The following is a 19061-nucleotide window of genomic DNA, read 5'->3' on the forward strand; positions in this document are numbered from 1 at the left end:
CCGCTTCGCGTACGAGGGCGGAGCGGGCCGCTGCCTGGTCGGCGGCGGGCGGCGCCGACGACGACCGGGCCAAGGGGCAGGGACTCGATCAACGGCGTTGGGTGCGGGGCGAGTTCGCCGGACTCGATGCGCGTCCTCTGAACCGGCGCTCACACCCCGGCTATGACCGCGGTGCCACGGGGCGCCGCCTGCGGAGCAGTTCGGCCAGGCCGCGCCGGGTCGCGGCGAGCACCACGCGGTCCTCGGGGCGCAGTACGTACCCGGGGTGCAGGTCCCAGACCAGGCCCGACGGGCGGCCCGGTGCGGCGGGGGTGGCCGTGGTCAGGTCCGGGCGGCGGTCCTCGGGCGGGGTGGCGTCCAGGGCGATGACCCGCCAGGCGCCCGTCCGGAACGCCTGCTCCACGGTGCGGCCCTCCAGCTGCGGGTGCCCCGCCACCTCGACCGCCGAGAACAGCAACACCTTCCGCTCGACCGGGATGGCGCCCAGGATCTGCCGGCCCATCATGGCGACCGCGAAGGACGGGGCGGCCAGGTGGGAGACGGAGCGGGAGCGGGTCACGGCCTGGGGGTGGGCGGTGCGCAGGGTGCGGTAGACGGCGGTGGCGAACTCGTCGTCGAACAGGCGCAGGGCGACGCGCAGGTCCGGTTTGACCGAGCGGGCGTAGAGAGCCGCCTCCAGGTTGGTGGTGTCGATGCTGGTCAGGGCGAGGAGTCCGCGGGAGCGCTGGATCTTCGCCGCCTCCAGCACGCCCTCCTGCGTGACGTCGCCGAGGACCACCGGTACGTGCAGCCGCCGGGCCACGGGGATTCCGCGTGCGTCCGGGTCGTTCTCCACGCACACCACGGGAATGCCGAGCTCACGCAGCCGGACGAGGACCCGCGTACCGATCTTGCCGAGGCCGAGCAGCACCACATGGCCGGAGAGCCCGCGTGGCGGGCGGCGCAGGGACGATGCCGTGCGGAGTGAACCGAAGGCCTCCAGGACACCGGCCACGAGCAGTGGAAGAAGCATCAACCCGGCTGCGCCGGAAAGGAGTTGGATGACCTGGCGGGCCGTCTGGTCGCCGGTCGCGGGGTCGCCCATCGCGAACAGGTCCAGCAGCGTCAGATACGCGGCGTGCAGCGGGTCATCGCCGGTGGTGAGCGTCGAGGCGACGGCGAGGCCCACGACGGCCAGGCCGACGCCCAGGGCCGACCAGCGCAGCCGCCGGGAGAAGAACTGGCTGAGCGGTGCGCCTCTGCCGCCCATCCGGGGTGGCTGACCGGCCGGGGCCGCCTGGCTGACCGCCTCCAGCACGATCGTGCCGCGGCCCGTCGCCGCGGCCACCTGCCGTTCGTCGGGCAGGAGCCGGGGGCCCTCGTCGCCGCTGCTGTCGGAACCCTCGGCGCCCGCCGGGTCATGGGTGGTGGAGGAGAGCAGCGCGAGGGTGCACAGGCCGGGGTCGGCGACCCGGCCGTCCTCGGGCGGGGTGCGTTCGGCGGCGCGCAGCAGCAGGCCCTCCGCCTGGATGACCTTGCTGGAGCCGGTGAGGGCGGTTGCCGCCAGGGCGGGGGCGGCGGTGTCGGCGTCGGACAGGACGGTGGTGGAGGCGTCCGGTGCAGCAGGGTCGAGGCCGGGGGCGGTGACGGCGGCGGCCTGGTCGAGCAGGGTCTCCAGATACTGGCCCAGCTTGCGGTTGTAGAGCCGGATGACCAGACGGACCCGGGGGTTGAGGCGGCGGGCGGTCAGCGCGGCGCGGATGTTGCGCTCGTCGTCGTCATAGACCAGGGCCAGTGCGGCGGCCGATTCGACGCACGCTTCCTCGAAGGCCTCGTCGGAGGGTTCCGGGGCTTCCAGGATGCGCACCGCTTCGATACCCGCGTTGGTGTCGGAGCTGTCGGCGGTGGCGGCGGTCGCGTTGCCCGCGTTGCCCAGGTTGCGGTTCATCGCCGCCGACATCCGGCCGAACAGCGTGGCTGCGCGGCCGCGTTGGGTCGGCGGCAGCTCCGGGCGGCGCGGGTCGCGTCCCGGCGGGAGCAGCAGCGTGACCCGCTCCCCGTACACGTAGCGCAGTTCCACCGCCAGCCGTTGGGCGAGTGCGTCGTCGCCGCAGACGACCATGTGGCCGCTGAAGGGCGAGCGTTGGGGCTGCTGGGGAAGTGTGGACACGAAGCCCAGCATGCCTTGCCCACCTCCGATGTTCGACCGGTTCGGACCGCCGTTCCGGGCCGGTCAGTGATCTGCGGGTGCCGTGGTGCGCGGGGCCGCGTGACGGGGCGGCTGTGACGGGCCCGTGAGCAGGTGACGGGGGTCCGCGATCCGGACGATCGCCGACTCGACCGCCGCGATCCGGTCCGCGAGCAGCCCCAGCGCGGCGACGGCGCGCGTCACCGGGTCGCCGTCCGGGCCGCCGAGCGCCTGCGTGCGGACGTAGGAGGCGGTGATCGCGGACCAGCGCTCGGCCTGCTCGGCCGTGAGCCGGCCGCGCAGTGCGGCGAGCTTCAGCAGGTTGGACTCCGCGCCCGTGGTCAGCGTCTGTGCCTCGCCCGCGTAGTGGTCGTCGATCACGGCCGAGAGTTCCGCGTCGTTCATCACCGGCATGATCCGCTCGGCGATCTTGTTCATGTTGCGGTAGGAGCCCTGCAGCCGGAACGGTGGCTCGGTGCGCGTCGCGTCCGTCTGCGCGGCCGAGGCGATGTACGCGGCGTTCACGGCCAGGACCGCGTCCCGGGCGGTCAGCAGATGGCACAGGACGGAGACGATCCGGTCCACCTCGGCGGGCGTGTACGGGTGGTCGAGCCGGTCCGTGCGGGCTGCCGGCTCGGTACCGGAGGCGAGCCGTACGAACACGGTGAGATCGTCGCGGGAGCGCCCGGCGAGCGGCGCGAGCACCGGGTTGGCGGTCAGCGCGTTCTCGATGAAGCTCAGCGCGAAGACGTCCTCGCGGCCGCTCAGCACTTCACCGAGATTCCACACGTCGGCCCGGTTGGCGAGCATGTCGGGGATACGGAACCGCTCGCCCGACTCGGTGTACGGATTGCCCGCCATGCACACCGCGAACCGCTTGCCCCGCAGGTCGTAGCTGCGCGGTTCGCCGTCCCGTACGCCCTCGATCCGGCGGGTGGCGTCACAGAGCGGAATGAACTTCTGAAGCAGTTCGGGCGAGGTGTGCTGGATGTCGTCGAGGTAGAGGAGCGTGTTGTTGCCCGTCTCCAGCGCGAAGTTGATCTTTTCGATCTCCTGGCGGGCGGTCGCGGTGCGCGCCTGTGCCGGATCGAGGGAGGTCACGTCGTGGCCGAGGTTCGGTCCGCTGATCTTGACGAGGACCAGGCCGAGCCGGTCGGCGACGTACTCCATGAGTGTCGTCTTGCCGTAGCCGGGCGGCGAGACGAGCAGCAGCAGGCCCTGCGAGTCGGTGCGCCGGTCGGCGTCGGCGGTACCGATCTGCTTGGCGAGGCTGTCACCGATCAGCGGCAGGTACACCTCGTCCAGGAGCCGGTTGCGGACGAACGCCGACATGACGCGCGGCCGGTGGTCGTCCAGCCGGAGCCGGGCACGTTCAGCGGCCACGAGTGCGGTGCGCCGGCGCTGATAGGCGCGGAATCCGGGGACGGCGGTGGTGCGGAACTCCTCCGTGCGGGCGAGGAGTTCGTCGAGGCGGACGGTCAGCCGGCCCCGGTCGATGCGCGGATGGGTGCCGAGCAGCCCGTCCACGGTCGCGGTGAGCGGTGCCTCGCATGCGTACCGGGCGAGCACCGGCTCCGGGCAGAGTTCCACGGCGACGGCCTCCGCCAGATCGCCCTCGCCGATCTCCGTGCCGCTCGCGGCGGCGTACGAGGCGAGCCAGCCCTCGACGAGCTGGCGCCGGGCGGGCAGATCGTCGTGGAGGGCTGCGAGGTCCTCGTCGTACGCCGAAGAGCCCGTCGTACGGCGGAACTTGTCCAGGAAGGTGCCGGTGGCGGCGCTCGTGACGAATCCGTCCGGGCCGCTCGTCAGCTCCTCGAAGAGGTACGCGGCGACGGCCCGGGAATCGTCGCCCCGGATGATGTCCGACCACTCCTCCTGAAGACCGGCGACGGCCGGGGCGAGGCCGAACGTCTCACGGGCGCGGGCCAGCGAGAGCGCCCGCCGGGTCCAGGAGGTGCGCCGGGCCTGGTCCGTCCCGTATGCCCAGAAGAGCTGCGCCGCCGCCCGTACGGCGGGCGGGAAGCGCAACAGCCCCGCTCCGGCGCGCAGCCGCAGCAAAGCGGTGAGGATGGCGGTGGCGTCCTCGTCGTGGACACCGCGCTGGTAGCCCTCGTCGTACGCGGCCGCCGCCGACTCCCGTACCAGGGACGTCAGTTCGTCCGCGCTCAGGGCGGCCAGCGCATCGGCGCCGTGCTCGTCGAGGAGCCGGGCGGCCAGGTGCTCGGAGCGGTAGACGTGCGGGGACTCGGAGGGCAGTGTCCGGTCCCAGAACGGGCGGGTCGCCTCGAACTCCGGGTCGGTGACCGGCGCCCGGTAGTCCGTGCCGGTGAGGGCGAACGCGAGCCGGTCCCCGTGCGGGACGAGCGTCAGGTCGAAGGGCTGGGTGTTCACGGCGAACCGGTGCCGGCCGAGACGGATCGTCGCGCCGCCGTCCGCGTACAGCTCACCGCGGTCGCGCAGCGCCCGCCCGGCCTCCTGGCGGGCGGCCAGCAGCTGCCCGTCCAGTTCCTCGGCGCGCACCGGGTCGCCGAGTTCCCGCAGCTCGTCCGCGGTGCGGCGGACCTTGGCGACCATCGGGTCGGAGGAGAAGTAGGTGTGGACGGCGTCCAGGTCGGGCAGGGCGGCCAGCCGCCGGGACACCGTCTCGAGGACCCGGGCCGCCGAACCCGCCAGCCGCTCCGCCCGCCGGGCGCGGGCGTCCTGCAACGTCTGCTTGCGGGCCGAGAACGCCTCGTAGACCTCCGTCCGCCGCTCGGCCAGCTCGGCGAGGAAGTCGTCGAACTCCGCGAACCGCGACTCCAGGTTCTCCAACTGGAGCAGCAGCCTGGTCAGTTGCTCGTCACAGGCGTCCGGGGTGCCCGCCGCGGCCAGGGCCCCCGTGACGGCCTGCCCGAGCAGCGCGAACTCGGCGGCGAACTCGGCGCGGCCCTCGTGGTCCAGGAGCTCGCGCCGACGCGCGTCGAGAGTGGCGCGGGCCCGGTTCACCCCGCCGAGCACCTCCGCGATCCGCTCCAGGATCGACGTGCGGACCGTCGCGTCACCGATGTCGAGCCCGGCGACGACATCCGTGACGGTGCTCAGGCCGTCCGTCATCTCCGTCAGCCGGTCGCCGAGCGCCGAGGCGTCCACGACGGTGGTGAGCGCGGACGCCTCGGCGGCCAGGCGCGCGATGTCCTCGTGGTAGCCGGCGAACGCATCGTCCCGGCCGAGGAACGCGACGGCGCGCTGGGCGGCCGATTCGATGTCGGCCGCCGTGGCGGTGGTCAGCGCCGCGATCCGCTCGGTGTCCGCGTACCGCATCTCGGCAAGTGTCGCCAAATGACCGTGTGCGCCGCGCAGTGCGGTGAGCTGGGCGACCCAGGCGGCGGCCGAGCGCGGGGCCTCGCCACGGATGCGGCGGACGAGAGCGGTGAGCCGGTCGGCCGCCTCGGTGAGTGCGTCCGCGGCCTGCCGGGTCAGCTCCTGCACCGTCTCGAACTCGGTGAGGACCTGCTGCGCGGTGGCTCGCAGGTCGGCCAACGGGACGGCAAGCGCGCCGAGTTCGGGATCGTTCAGCCAGTGGTAGCGGTCGGTGGCGCGAGCGCAGTCCGCGACCAGCCGTGCGTACACGGCGGCGGTCGGCGTCGTCTCGGCGGCGCTGTGCGCGAGCGCGAGGCAGTCGGAGATGCCGCGCACCAGATCGGCGTTGCCGACCCGGGCGAGCTGTCCGGTTCCGGCGGGGCCGGCGGCGGCGTGGGTGTCGGAGACGTACGGGGTCCGCCAGCGCTGCAACGGGTGGACCCGGACCGGTTCGTCACCCGTGGCGGCACCTCGCAGGAGGACGAGCGTGCCGTCGTCGAGCAGGGCGTGGCCGCGGCCCTGGAGAGGGGTGGCGACCTCCTGCCGGATCAGGTTGTAGGGCAGCAGCAGGCTGCGGCCGTCGGCGGAAGAGCGGAAGACGTAGAGGACGTCCTCACCGTTCGGTGAGCGGATCGCGCCCTCGAAGAGCGGGTCGGTGAGCGGTTCGGCGATGTCGAAGGTCTTGGCGGTGCCGGTGGTGAGGTAGTAGCCGCCGGGGAAGATGATCCCCTGGTCGTCCGGGAGCCGGTGGCAGGCGGGCCCGATGAGGTCCAGCCGCAGGACCGTGCCGAGCAGCGTGTTGAAGACCAGATGCCGCCAGGACTCCTCGTTGTACGGGCGGACGCGGAGCAGGACCAGCGGGCCGATCACGGCATGCTCGACATCCGCGTCGGCGAGTGACTGGAGGGGTTCGGTGACCGGCTCCTCGTAGATCCCGTCCGGGGTGTCGGTGTCGTTGACCGTCTTGACGGTGAGGGTGCCGCCGAGCGTGTCGACGAAGAGAACGGCGCCCGTGCCGTCCCCGTCGCCGCCCACGGCGATGTGCGGGTGCCGGCCGGGGACATGGGACTCGCGGCCCGCGACGGTCCAGGTGAAGTCGTGCGACGGCGGGAAGACATGGTCGCGGTCGCCGCGCGCGTCGAGGAACGCGCCGGGCGAACCGTCCGGGGCGAGCGCCCAGCGCAGCACGCGGACACCGTCCGCGCTCTCGCCGGTACGGAAGACGGCGAGCAGCCTGCCGTCCACCCGGCGCAGCCGAATCAGGCGGGCGTCGCGGTAGTAGCGGTGGAGGGCGGTGAATTCGCGTACGAAGGCTTCGTCCTCGAGCAGGCCGCCCTCGCCGTGGGGCGTCTCCTCCAACTCGGGTCCGTACAGCGTGAGTACGTCACCGATCTCGGCCGCCTCCGCTGCCCCGGGGGCCCGTTCGAACCCGAACAGCAGCCGGCCGCCTACGGCCACCAGGTCGCGGGGGACGGCTGCCTGCTCGGTACGGATCTGCTCGGTGCCGCTGAGCCTGAGCCCGGTCGACCCGAACTCCCGCGTGCGCTGTGAGTTGAGCGCCTCGGCACGGCTCGCGAGATCGGCGGCCTGTGCGGTCAGCCTGCGGCGCAGCACGTCGTAGGTCCCCGCGTCCACATCGCCACGCGGCGCGGTGAGTGTGGTGTCGGTGTCCATGCGTACGGCTCCCTACGAGGTGTGCGGTGCGGGGTGCGTCCAGCTGTGGGGGTTGTCTACGCGACCGGTGTCCCGTTCCGGGAGGCGGGTACCTCACCGGCGCCCGCCCCGGTGACCGCGGAGACCGGTACGTCCGCCAGGCCCGACTCCTGGACCGCCGTCAGCAGTTTCTGCAGCGCTCCCGGCGCGACCCCCGCCCCCGGCGACCGCATCAACCGCATCAGCAGCGCCGACACCGTCAGGTTCTGCACGTCCGCCGTCGACACCGACCCCAGCACCCGGGTCAGATCGTCCGTGAACGACGACGTGCCGTTCAGCCACGGCCCCGCAAGTGCCTTCGCCGTCTGCGAGTTCTCGACGAATCCGTCGAAGCTCTTGCCCATCGCGACGGACGAGACGAGCCGGTCGAAGAAGACCGACTCCCCGCCGACGATGTCGATGTCGGCGTTCTCCAGCCCCGTGGCGAGCACCGTCGCCTGGGCCTCGGCGACCTGTCGCTGCGCATCGAGACCGGCCAGCCGGATCTCCTTCTCCGCGGCGAGCCGCAGCCGGTACTCCTCGTGGCCGCGCGAGGCGTCGTCCAGCGCCGCCATCGCGGCCGCCTTCTCGGTGAGCCCCGCCGCCTCGGCCTTCAGCTTCTCGCCGATCACCGCCGCGTCGGCCGTCGCCTGGGCCTGCGTACCCTCCGCTGCCGCGAGCGCCTTGAGCCTGGCCCCCTCCGCCTCGGCCCTGAGCCGGGCGGACGCGGCCTCGGCCTCGGCGAGACCGGTCTTCTCGATGACGTCGGCCTCCGCGTCACGTACCTGAACCTCCGCAAGCCCGGGCGCCGCGGACTCCGCCTGGATGCCCTCGGCCAGCCGCAGCTTCGCCCGGGCGTCGAGGTCCGCGGTCTTCAGCCTGGTCTCGGCGAGCGTCAGCTGCTCGGCGGCCAGGTGGGTGGCCGCCGCCTCCGCGGCCTCCGCGGCCTTGATGTCCTTGACCAGCTTCTCCTGAGCCTCCGCCTCGGCGGCGATGATGACCGACCTGCGGGTGCGCTCCGACTCCTCGACGGCCCGCAGCGTCTTGATGGACTCCTCCTGCTCGGCGACCGTACGGTCCACGGCGATCCGCTCCCGGATCACGTCGGCGACCTCGCGGCGCTCGGCCTCGACCTCCTTCGCCGCGGCGATCCGGCTGAGTTCGGTCTGCCGCTCGCGCCCGATGACCTCGATCAGCCGGTCCTTCTCGATGCGCTCGTTCTCCACGGCGATGACACGCTCACGGTTCTTCTGCGCGACGGCGATCTCCCGGGCCTGGTTCTCGCGCTGGATGCCGAGCTGCTCCTCGGTACGGATGAACGCGGCCTGGGCGCCGAGCCGTTCCTCCTCCTGGACCTGGGCGGTGGCGGCCTCCTCACGGGCGCGCAGCGTCTCGACCTCGCGGCGCTGCTTGATCTCGGCCTCGGCCTGCCGGCGCTCCAGCTCCAGAATGGTTTCGCGGGCGTCGACGTTCTGCCGGGTGATCTCCTTCTCCTCGGTGCGCTGGTACTCGTTGGTGCGCACATGCTCGATCGCCGTCAGTTCGGTGATCTTGCGGATGCCCTGTGCGTCGAGGATGTTGGCGCCGTCGAGCTGTGTCATGGGCGTCTGCTCAAGGAAGTCGATCGCGGCGTCGTCGAGGTGGTAGCCGTTCAGGTCGGTTCCGATGACCCGGATGATCCGATCCCGGAATTCCTCGCGCTTGGTGTACAGATCGACGAAGTCCAGCTGCTTGCCGACGGTCTTGAGAGCCTCCGCGAACTTCGCGGCGAAGAACTCCTGGATCGCGACCTTGTCGCTGGCCCGCTCCGTACCGATGGACTGGGCGACCTTGATGACGTCCTCGACGGTCTTGTTGACACGCACGAAGAAGTTGATGTGGATGTCGGCGCGGATGTTGTCCTGGCAGATCAGGCCCTCGCGCCCGGTGCGGCGGATCTCGATGGTCTTCACCGAGATGTCCATGTACTCGGCCTTGTGCAGCACCGGCAGGACGACGGCCCCGGTGAAGGTGACGTCGACCTTCTTGGTCTTGGAGATGATCAGCGCCTTGCCCTGTTCCACCTTGCGGAAGAGCCGGCTGATGACGAGAAGCAGGGCGACGACGATGAGCAGGACAACGGCTACGAGCACACCGAAGCCCAGGGTGATGGCATCCATGACAGTCCTTGACGGCTGGTGAGGAAGGTGGAGAGGGCAGAGGTTTCCGCCGGGCGGCCGGGCGGTTTTGACGACGCGGCCGCGAGAGACGGGGCGGTCAGCCGGAGCGACGCGGAGTCCGGCGCGCACCCGAACGCGTACCCGGGCCCGGGCGCGTGCGCGGCTTCGGCGGCCCCGGGTCCAGCGCCTTGTCGTACGGCGACACCCAGAAGAACTCGCCCTCGTCGTCGTACGCGTACAGCAGCCCCGCACTGCCCGAGGTGAGAATCGTGTCGTCCGTCGGACCGAGCAGCCTGACCTGGACGACCGCGGTGGAACCGTCGGCGGCCGCGACCTCGGCCTGGCCGAAGTCGGAGCTGACGGAGCCGGTACGGATCGTGCAGACCCGGCCGAGGAAGTCCTGCCGCGACGGAGGAGGCTCGTCCGGGAAACGCCGGCGCACCAGGCGTGCCAGCGTCCGCGTCACGGCCCAGGCGATCAGCAGTGCCCCGGCGAACACGGCACAGGCGAGCCCCGCGCGGGTGATGCCGGTGACACCGCTGCGGTGCAGCAGGACCGTACCGGACAGGCTCGTGAACCAGCCGACGACGACCATCACGGACACCGAGACGGTGACCGGCACCCCGCCGATCCCGGCCATGCCGGTGTCGAGGTCCGCGTCGAAGGAGTGGTGGTCGGCCGCACCGGCCAGCACGAGGAGCCAGAAGAAGACGACCACGAACAGCGCGGCGCCGAACAGGACGGCGGGAAAGGCGGTCGCTGCGCTCAGGAACTCCCGCATCGGTCCACCCCCTTGTTTCCTACGGGTGGCCGGGTGGTGACCCCGCTGCTGCGGCACTGCGGAAAGCGTGGCCGCAGCAACTGGGTCTTCCCCCGTGTCCCCCGTGTTCCCCCGTTTCTTGCTGACCGGATCGTGTCACTCGGGGCCGTGGCGTCGCACTGCCGGAGTCCGGCAATCTTTATACGTCCTTGATGCCGGGCACAGACATCGGCCAGTGTGCATGGGGTGAGTGTCAACACCGCGTCAGGATGTGAGGAGTGCGCGTGCCGGAGCCGGAGATTCCCGACGAGTATTTGGGGAACTATGCCCATATTCTGGCCGATGTCGCCGCCACCGGCCGTCGGTTGACCCGGGACGAGCTGGACACCCGTCGGCTTCTGGGCCGGGAGGCCGCCGAGGCCGGATTCCAGTTGCGCGCCCTGGTCGGTCTCCATCTCGCGGCGACCCGCACCGCCTGGCCGCATGCCGTCTGCGCCGATGCCGTGTCCACCGACTCCGTGCTGGCCGCGGTCGAGCAGGCCGTCGACGCCTTCGCCGCGGGATTCGAGCGCGCCCAGCGGCTCACCGTACGGCGCGAGGAGGCGGCGCGCCGCGAGTTCATCGACGATCTGCTGTACGGGCGCAGCGATCTGGGCCGGCTCGCGGAGCGGGCCACCCGGTTCGGGCTGCGTCTCTCGCGCGCCCACGCGGTCGCGGTGGCGACGGGCCGGGAGGCGTACACGGAGACCGACTCCGTACCGCGCTCGGTCGAGGCGGCGCTGCTCACGCGTTTCAGCGGCCGGAAGATCCTGATCACGACGAAGGACGGGCGCCTGGTCTGTATAGCCCCCGGCAGCCAGCCCGACGTCCTGCGGTATTTCGCCAAGCAGTCGCATGCGGCTACGGACGGCGGCCGGGTCGCGGTCGGCCGCCCGCACCCGGGCCCCGGAGGCGTCGTCCAGTCGTATGACGAGGCGCTCGAGGCACTCGATCTCGCGGAACGGATGGATCTGGACGATCCGGTGCTGTACGCCGCCGATCTGCTGGTCTACCCGGTGCTGACCCGGGACCGACAGGCGATGGCCGATCTGGTGCGCAGCGAGCTGGGCCCGCTCCAGCAGGCCCGCGGTGGCGCCGAACCCCTCCTGAAGACGCTCACCGTCTACTTCGACGCGGGCTGTGTGTCTGCCGAGACGGCCCGTCGGCTGTCACTGAGCGTGCGGGCGCTCACCTACCGGCTGGAGCGGATCCATCAGCTGACCGGTTCCGATCCGTCCGATCCGGTGCACCGCTACACGCTGCAGACGGCGGTCATCGGCGCCCGGCTGCTGGGCTGGCCGGCCAAGGAGCTGTGACCTGGCCGGCACGGCCCTGATGTGCACATGAGGCGAGACCCCGCACCCGTGACGCGACGCCGATGCGCGCTTCGGGGAGCGGGGTCCAAGGGCTGTCCCGTAGGAAGGGAGTGGCCGGAGGTGTGCACAGGGGGGAACAGCACACCTCCGGCCTGCCGGGCACGGACCGGTGGTCAGCCGGTCCGCGGTCGTTCCGGCAGCATGGGGGACCGGGCAGAGCCGGTCCGTCGGGCAGGACAGGCTCTCAGAGGTCGAACTCGTGCGGCGGAAGGTCGAGCGCGAAGCACGCCTCCCGGACGACATCCCGCTCCGACTTGTCGAAGTCGCCGTCGGCGCCGCCGATGACGATGCCGATCTGGATGACGGCACGCGCCTCGGCAGGCTTCTTCTTCGCCTTGCCGATCTCCTGGAGCACGCTGACCTTGCCGAAGGCGAAGTCGGCGGTGAGCTTGTTCACGTAGTCGTTGAAGCGACGCTGCAGATCGTCCGCCGCGAAGTTCTGCAGAACCTCGTTGGAAGCGATCAGCGAGGCGACACGCTGGCGTTCTGACGGGTCGATGGAACCGTCGGCCGCCGCGACCAGGGCGCACATGGCCATGCTCGCGTCACGGAACGCGCCGCTCTTCAGGTCGTTCTTCTTCGCTTCCAGCTGCGACTGCATCGACGAAGCGGATTCCTTGATCCGATCCCACAGTGCCATGACGTCTCCATACATTGCGTTGCGTTGTGTTGCCGGAACGAATTCCAACTCTACAGCCGTGTAGAAGTTAGCAGGACGGGCGTTGGCTGTGTCCCGGAACTTCGGTAAGTAGGATGCTGCGACGCCGCGGCTGACGCGGTATCGCAGAAGGGCGGACCCCAGATGGACTCGGCCATGCCCGGCCACCACCCGGACAACGAGCCGCCCCACGAGGAAGTGCCCGAAGCCGTACACCCCGGTCCCGTACACCCCGGCCCCGTACGCCCCGACAGCCGGCGGCTCCGCAGGCGCGGGCAGGGCGAACTGGAGGCCCAGGTCCTCTCCGTACTGCACTCGGCGAACGGCCCCGCGACGGCCGGCTGGGTGCAGGCACGCCTCGACGGCGACCTCGCGTACACCACCGTCATCACGATCCTCTCCCGCCTCTACGCGAAGAACGCCGTGACCAGATCCCGCGAGGGCCGCTCCTACACCTGGACGTCCGCCTCCGACGAGGCCGGTCTCGCGGCCCTGCGGATGCGCCGCGTACTGGACGGCGAACGGGACCGGGACGCCGTGCTCGCCCACTTCGTCTCGGCCCTGTCCCCGGGCGACGAAGAACGGCTTCGCGCGCTCCTGGCCCGCGCGGCCGCACCGGACAACTCCCCTGACACGGAAGGCCGATAGCGCTTCGATGGGTGTCTTCGTCTGTCTGCCGTTCGTGCTTCCGCTGACCGCGCTGCCGATCGCGCGCCTGGCCGAGCAGCATGTGCACCCTCGCAGCGCGACCCGGCTGCTCGCCGTCGTCGGCACACTGCTCGCCCTGTGCAGTACGCCGTCGTCCGCCCATGCCGCCCTGGCGGCACTCGTCGTGACGGCGGGAACGGCGGTCTCGGCGTTTTCGTCGCTCAACGCGGCGGTGACGCTGGTGCGGATCCTGCAAGAGACGACCCCGCTATGAGCCGTACCAGCGCTCCTGCAGCGGCCGGTGGAGGAGGTGTCGTGGTGCAGGGGTGGGAGAACGGGCGCACCCTGGTAGAGAGGTGATCGTCATGATGCGCACAACCGTCGGATGGCATGTGGACCTGGAATTCGAGGAGGACAGCCACCGCACCCGCGCGGCCGCCCTGGTACGGCTTCCGGACGGGGCCGAGGTGCGGGCCCATGGATATGCGAGCCGTCACCCTTCGGACAAGGATCAGCCGAGGGTCGGCGAGGAGATCGCGGGAGCCAGAGCACTCAATGAGCTGGCGATGAAGATGCTGACGAAGGCGCACGACGAGATCGACGAGGCGTCCGGCCGGACATCGCACCCGCTCACCTGAGCCCCCGCCCCCAGGCCGTTGGTGGCCCGGGAACATGTCGATGCCGCTCGTGATCGGACGGTCCGTGGTGGCGTCGTCGACCGCTGTTCCGTATGAGCTGAAGACCGAGTGAGGAAGGACCACGAGCGCGTACAGCTGAATGATCGCCGTCTCGGGTTCGGCTGAATGATCGCCGTCTCGGGGGCGGGGGTGTCCGGCCGGCCCCGTGCCGCGAGGCCGCGCAGGAAAGCAGGGCCCGTCGGCGAATGAGGGCGTGTCGGGGCCCGGCTGCGGATGCGCGGCGGGAGCGGGCGGTCGACGATTGAAGGCCGGGAAGCGGGACGCGCGTCCCCCGCCCCAGGAGGTTGACGTGCAGGCCGATGCGTACGCCGACAGCGCGGTGCCGTTCGACCCCGCGGCCCTGGCGACCCTGGCGGCCCTGGTCGACGGCACCATGGCCGGGGTGGGTGTGCTCGACACGGGGCTGCGCTATCTGTATGTCAACCCGGCCCTTGAGCGGCTCAACGGCATTCCGGCCGCCGAACACCTCGGACGCACCGTCTCCGAGGTCCTTCCGGGGGTCGACGCGGGCGAGGACATGATGCGGGCCGTCCTCGCCGACGGGAAGCCCCGCGAGATCACGTCCAGCGGAGTCACCGCCGCCGTGGCGGGCTCGGTCCGGCGGTACTGGCACGGGGCGTACCACCGGCTGGAGGTCGACGGGCGGATCGTGGGCCTGGCCGGGATCGTGCTGGAGGTCAAGGCCTCGGACAAGGGACGGCGCGAGCTGGAACAGGCCCGGCGGCATCTGACCATGCTCGACACCGCGGCCGCCCGGATCGGCACCACGCTCGACATGGACACCACCTGTGCGGAACTTGCCGACCTCGTCGTGCCGGGGCTGGCGGACCTCGCCACGGTCGAGGTGTTCCCGCCCGATGTCGCCGCCCCGGTACGCCCCGCGCCCGCCGGAGTGCTGCGGCTGCGCAGGGCGGCGCTGACGGCGGTGGCCGGGCTGCGCGACGAGCTGCCGGGGTTCGGGCTGACCGGCGAGTACGTCGACTACCAGGAGGGCGCGGCCGTGCAGCGCTGTCTGGCCGCCAACCAGCCGGTCATGGAGAACCTCACCACCGACGAACAGCTCAGCCGCTCCGCCCCCTCCCCGGAACGGGTCGCCGCCTACCGAGCTCTCGGGATGCATTCGGCGGTCATCGTGCCCGTTGCGGTACGCAGCCGTCCGCTCGGCGTCCTCGGCTTGATCCGGGCGGGGGACTCGCCGGTCTTCACGGACGAGGACGTGGTGGTCGCCCGGGAACTCGCCGGCCGGGCCGCCGTCGATCTCGACCACGCCCGCCGGTATTCCCACGAGCACACCATCGCCCTGGAGCTGCAGCGCTCCCTGCTGTCCGAGCCGTGCCTGCCGCACCCGCACATCGAGATCGCCACCCGCTATCTGCCGGCCGATCGGAGCGTGATGGTCGGCGGCGACTGGTTCGACGTCATCCCGCTGCGGGACGGACGGCATCTGAAGGCGATGGGCGATGTGATGGGCCACGGGGTGGAGGCGGCGGTCGCCATGAGCCATTACCGCTCGCTGCTGCGGATGTTCGCCGACGACGACCTGCCGCCGCACCGCATCCTGGAACAGCTGGACCGGATGGTGGAGCGGTCCGGACTGGACCGGGCGGCTACCTGTCTGCTGGTCGTCGTCGACCGGCACGGCGGGATGTGCGAGGTGGCGAGCGCAGGGCATCTCCCGCCGGTGCTCATCGACCCGGGGAAGGCCGGAACCAGGGTGTGCGACGAGGTGCCGGTGGGCCCGCCGCTCGGTACCGGGTTCGGCGGGTACCGGACGACGCTGGTGGAGTTCGGGCCGGGCGCGGTGCTGTTCCTGTACACCGACGGCCTGGTGGAGCGGCGCGGTGAGGACATCGACACCTCGGTCGGCCGCCTCAGGGAACTGACCCTGCCGGAGAGCGGCAGCCTCGACGATCTGCTCGATGACGTCCTCGAACGGTTCGGACCGGGTGCGGAGGACGACATAGCGGTACTGGCCTCGCGCACCCGCCCCCGTGCCGCCTTCTGATCCGGGCCGCCGCCGGAAGGGGCAGCACGTCAGCCCAGCTCCAGGCTGGTGATGCCGAACAGGCCGGTGTGATCGACGTCCGGAGCCGGGCCCGTGTACATCCGGGCGGTCTCGAACGACGGGGTGAGGCCCAGCTGTTCCGCGAGGTGCACAGCGGCCGGGTTGATGTCGGGTACGTCGATCGCCACCGGGGTGCCCGGATCGGTGGCCGCGAGTGCGCCGACCAGGGCGCCGGCCACCTCGGGCGACTCCGCGTACACGGGGCCGATGCGGGACGACGTACGGCAGGGGCGCATCACGGCGAGGCCCCGCAGCTCCCCGTCGCGGACGGCGGCGAGCGAGGTGCGTGCGGGGCCGGCGATCCACAGTGCGAGGAAGCTGTCGCGTTCGGCGGGGAAGAAGCGGCGGTCGTAGGAGGCGAGTTGACCGAAGGGGAGGGTACGGGCGTCGACGAGAGCGGTGCCGGGCGGTGCGGTCGGGGCGGCGGGTGGCAGGCCCTGGTAACGCATGTTCGTCCAGACGGAACGGAAGCCGGACGCACGGTAGTTGGGCTGCTGGGCCACCACACCGTCCAGCCCGACATTGCGCCCGTCCAGCCGTGTCATGCCGGCTCGCCAGAGCTGGGTGCCGTAACCCCGGCCACGCATTTCGGGGCGGGTGAGGTAGAAGCCGAGGAATCCGAAGTCCGAGCCGTAGCGGACCACGGAGACGCAGGAGACCGGCTCGCCGTCGAGCCGGCCGATCAGGAAGCCGCGCGGGTCGGCGGCGAAGAAGGCGTGGCGGTCGGTCAGGCCGGGATTCCAGCCCTCCGCGTGGGCCCATGCGGCCAGCATCGTGAGGTCGTCGGCGCTTGCGGTGGTGATCTCGAAGTTCGGCACGGGGCACCTGTACCCGGCGGGCGACCGGTTCAACGGTGGGTTTTCCCTCGCGGAACGGACGGGCAGGAACGCGCCCGTCGTCGTGGCCCTGCTGACGTGGCGTCCCCGGCGTGGGAGGCGGTTCGGAAGGCCGTACGGGAACGGGCTTGCGTAAACACTCTACGTAACTGTTAACTCGAAAAAACACGGGCAGGGGACCACGAGGGGAGCCTCCTGCCCGTGAAGTCGTCGCAGGCAAAAGGGGCATGGCCCGCCTGTGGGTGCAGCCCTTCACGACGGGGGATGCGTGAAGGGCTGCACGTGCATTATGACTGCTGGTCAGGGCATCATCAACTGACTGATGAGTCAGTGGGATTGGGGTTACGGGCGACGGCGTCGGATCCGCCCCTCGCCGGCCCTGCGCCGTGCCGCAACACTGGGACGATGGGGGGCGTGGCCCGTCGCCGAGCAGCACCGTACCGGCCGGGCGGCATGCCCACGGGGGCCGCTGGTTTCAGGCGATCATGAAGTCCCGCACGGGCAGGGCGCGTTCGACGATCCTGATGTCGCCGAGCCGGCCGTGCATCAACTGGTCGAGCCTGCCTCCGTACTCGTATGCGCCGAGCAGCCAGGGCAGCCCCAGGGTGGAGAGGCCGGTGGTGCGGGTGGCGGGGTTGCGGGCGACGACGCAGCCGTCGACGTACATCGTCGTGTGCTTCCCGTCGTTGACGACCGCCACATGCCACCACCGCTCACGCAGCAGCTCATGGCTCCAGTTGGTGACGAGCCCCGGCTGGTTCAGCGGCGCCGCCGCCCACTGGAGCCCGGGGCCGTCCGATACGGACAGGGTGACGACGGGCTCCTCCGGGTCGCCGGAGGTCTTGCCCGCTGCCCCGAGCGTGCCGCGGCGGCTGAGTACGGCGCCCCAGGCGTTGCGTCCGGCGTCCCAGTCGGCGGGGAGGCGGAGAAAGACCTCGATCGTGTAACCGGAGCTGAACGTCTTGGTATTGAGCGGTGCGTTGTTCTCCGTACGCAGATACGCGCCCCGCAGCGGCGGCTTCGAGCCGTTGAAGCAGAGGCTGCCGTGGCCGGGCTGGTCGGGATGGTGCCCGGTGGACCAGCGCAGCGCGTCGGGCGCACTGCCGGGGACGGCTTCGCGCACCAGGTCGTTGCGGTGTCCGGACAGATCGGGGACACGCAGGTCGGCGTCGGCGGCGGAACCGTCCTGGTGCGAAGGGGAGTCGAAGCGCCAGTAGGCGACGGTGCCCGGTATCAGCATCTGCTTCGCCGGGCGGGCTTCGCGCACCGGCACGGGCGCGAAGCCCGCGAAGCGCTTCTCGAAGTCGATGGGGACGGCGAAGCAGTCCTGCGGACCGGTCAGTTCGATCTCGCCGCGCTCCAGGGCGTTGAGCCTCTCGCCCGCGCGGCCGAGGATCCACGGGGAGATCGTCTCCACGTCGATGGTGTTCCTGGCCAGGTCGAAGCGGTAGAGGCGGATCATGGCGCTGCCGCCGTAGTAGCGGTTCTGGTAGTTGGTGATGTGCAGATGGACGTCGTTGCCCGCGGTGTTCCTACGGGTGGTGCGTCCCGCGGGCCAGTAGTGGCCGTTGAGGGTGAGGAAGATCTGGTCGTGCCCGGCTATCAACTCGTCCCACAGATGCTTTCCGTGTTCGGAGAATTCGGCCTCGTCGCCGTCCGCGTCCGCGTACACCAACTCGTGGGTGGTGAGGATGACCGGCGTGTGCGGGTGCTGGGCGATGACATCCTTTGCCCAGGCGAGTCCGGCCGCCGACGGCCGCCAGTCGAGCGCCAGCACCAGCCACTCGCGCCCGGCGGCGCGGAACAGGTGGTACGTGTTGTAGCCGTCCGGGGTCGCCCCGCCGAACGTCGGAAGGCGACGCATCCGTTGCGGGCCGAAGGTGTCCAGGTACGGGGTGCGGCCGCGCCGGTCGTCGGTGGACGACTTGATGTCGTGGTTGCCCGCGACGACGCTGTAACCGACCCGCCGCCGGTCGAGCATCCCGAACGCCTCGCCGATCGCCGCGAATTCGCCCGCCTGGCCGCTCTCGGTGAGGTCGCCCAGATGGGACAGAAAGACGATGTTCTCGTCGCGCCCGTGATCGAGTACGTAACGCAACGACGCCTCGACCGGCGCCTTGTCGATACTCGCCCCGTCGAAGAGGTACTGGGTGTCCGGCATGACGACGAGAGTGAACCTGGGGCTCTCGGGGTCCGGCCGCCAACCGGCCGTGACAGCACCGGTGCTCTCCTCGGCGAGCGCCGCGGCGGGCGTGCCGGCCGCGAGCCCCGTGGCTGCGGCGACGGCACCGGTGAGCGCGGTTGCCCGCAGAAACGTACGACGGCTCGCGCCGGGCAGAAGCGGTCCGTCGGGCTGATGGAGGGGGCTGCACATGGATGTCTCCGCGGAGGACGAACGTCGAGGTGATCGTCCGCAAGCTAGCCGCGGTGCGGGGGAGAAACGGGCCCGTAGGGGCGACAGCCGGGCGAAGACTCCATGAATTGCACAGCGGCGGGCGCGCGGGACGGTGGCGGACGCGATCTCCGGGGCAGCTCCCGGGCGGCCGAGCCGGGCCTGCACGAGCGTCACGGGCGCCTGCCGTTGGAGTGGAGCCGGGCCGGCGGTTGGCGTGGTGCGCGGTGCG

General features: G+C 71.2%; 11 protein-coding genes and 1 pseudogene. 5 read left to right on the forward strand and 7 right to left on the reverse strand.

Annotation, left to right across the window (positions count from 1 at the left end; all coding sequences use genetic code 11):
* Positions 1 to 160: 160 nt before the first annotated feature.
* The 4 genes from ACH4EW_RS06555 to ACH4EW_RS06570 form a co-directional block, all read right to left on the reverse strand.
* On the reverse strand, positions 161 to 2161 hold the full coding sequence (locus tag ACH4EW_RS06555) for an NAD-binding protein (RefSeq protein WP_398252274.1): 2001 nt from the start codon (positions 2159 to 2161) through the stop codon (positions 161 to 163).
* Positions 2162 to 2212: 51 nt separating this feature from the next.
* Entirely contained in the window at positions 2213 to 7180 is a 4968-nt protein-coding gene (locus ACH4EW_RS06560; RefSeq protein ID WP_398252277.1) for a DNA repair ATPase, read from the reverse strand.
* A 56-nt stretch (positions 7181 to 7236) separates the two neighbouring features.
* The gene (locus ACH4EW_RS06565; RefSeq protein ID WP_398252279.1) at positions 7237 to 9357 is read right to left on the reverse strand and encodes a flotillin family protein; all 2121 of its coding nucleotides are present in this window, start codon (positions 9355 to 9357) and stop codon (positions 7237 to 7239) included.
* Between the two features lie 97 nt (positions 9358 to 9454).
* The gene (locus ACH4EW_RS06570) at positions 9455 to 10138 is read right to left on the reverse strand and encodes a hypothetical protein (RefSeq protein ID WP_398252282.1); all 684 of its coding nucleotides are present in this window, start codon (positions 10136 to 10138) and stop codon (positions 9455 to 9457) included.
* Positions 10139 to 10401: 263 nt separating this feature from the next.
* Here ACH4EW_RS06570 and ACH4EW_RS06575 point away from each other — a divergent pair, with 263 nt between their 5' ends.
* A complete protein-coding gene (locus ACH4EW_RS06575; protein ID WP_398252285.1) occupies positions 10402 to 11472 on the forward strand; it encodes a PucR family transcriptional regulator in 1071 nt (356 codons plus the stop codon).
* A 244-nt stretch (positions 11473 to 11716) separates the two neighbouring features.
* On the opposite strand, the gene ACH4EW_RS06580 is transcribed toward ACH4EW_RS06575, so the two are convergent.
* Complete coding sequence (locus ACH4EW_RS06580) at positions 11717 to 12172, reverse strand: tellurite resistance TerB family protein (protein ID WP_398252288.1); 456 nt, start codon at positions 12170 to 12172, stop codon at positions 11717 to 11719.
* A gap of 174 nt (positions 12173 to 12346) precedes the next feature.
* Between ACH4EW_RS06580 and ACH4EW_RS06585 the strand changes: the two genes are divergently transcribed.
* From ACH4EW_RS06585 to ACH4EW_RS06600, 4 genes and pseudogenes are all read left to right on the forward strand, one after another.
* A complete protein-coding gene (locus tag ACH4EW_RS06585; protein ID WP_398252290.1) occupies positions 12347 to 12838 on the forward strand; it encodes a BlaI/MecI/CopY family transcriptional regulator in 492 nt (163 codons plus the stop codon).
* Between the two features lie 7 nt (positions 12839 to 12845).
* Positions 12846 to 13040, forward strand: a pseudogene (locus tag ACH4EW_RS06590) (M56 family peptidase); the annotation flags it as partial.
* Positions 13041 to 13203: 163 nt separating this feature from the next.
* Positions 13204 to 13476, forward strand: a complete 273-nt coding sequence (locus ACH4EW_RS06595; protein ID WP_398252293.1) for a DUF1876 domain-containing protein — start codon at positions 13204 to 13206, stop codon at positions 13474 to 13476.
* Positions 13477 to 13825: 349 nt separating this feature from the next.
* Entirely contained in the window at positions 13826 to 15541 is a 1716-nt protein-coding gene (locus tag ACH4EW_RS06600; protein WP_398252296.1) for a SpoIIE family protein phosphatase, read from the forward strand.
* Positions 15542 to 15570: 29 nt separating this feature from the next.
* Here the strand turns inward: ACH4EW_RS06600 and ACH4EW_RS06605 are convergent, their stop codons facing one another.
* Together ACH4EW_RS06605 and ACH4EW_RS06610 are read right to left on the reverse strand one after the other, a co-directional pair.
* The gene (locus ACH4EW_RS06605) at positions 15571 to 16419 is read right to left on the reverse strand and encodes a GNAT family N-acetyltransferase (RefSeq protein ID WP_398252299.1); all 849 of its coding nucleotides are present in this window, start codon (positions 16417 to 16419) and stop codon (positions 15571 to 15573) included.
* A 493-nt stretch (positions 16420 to 16912) separates the two neighbouring features.
* The gene (locus ACH4EW_RS06610; protein WP_398252302.1) at positions 16913 to 18811 is read right to left on the reverse strand and encodes a LamG-like jellyroll fold domain-containing protein; all 1899 of its coding nucleotides are present in this window, start codon (positions 18809 to 18811) and stop codon (positions 16913 to 16915) included.
* Positions 18812 to 19061: the final 250 nt, after the last annotated feature.

Source organism: Streptomyces sp. NPDC018000, from assembly GCF_044328025.1.
GTDB lineage: Bacteria > Actinomycetota > Actinomycetes > Streptomycetales > Streptomycetaceae > Streptomyces.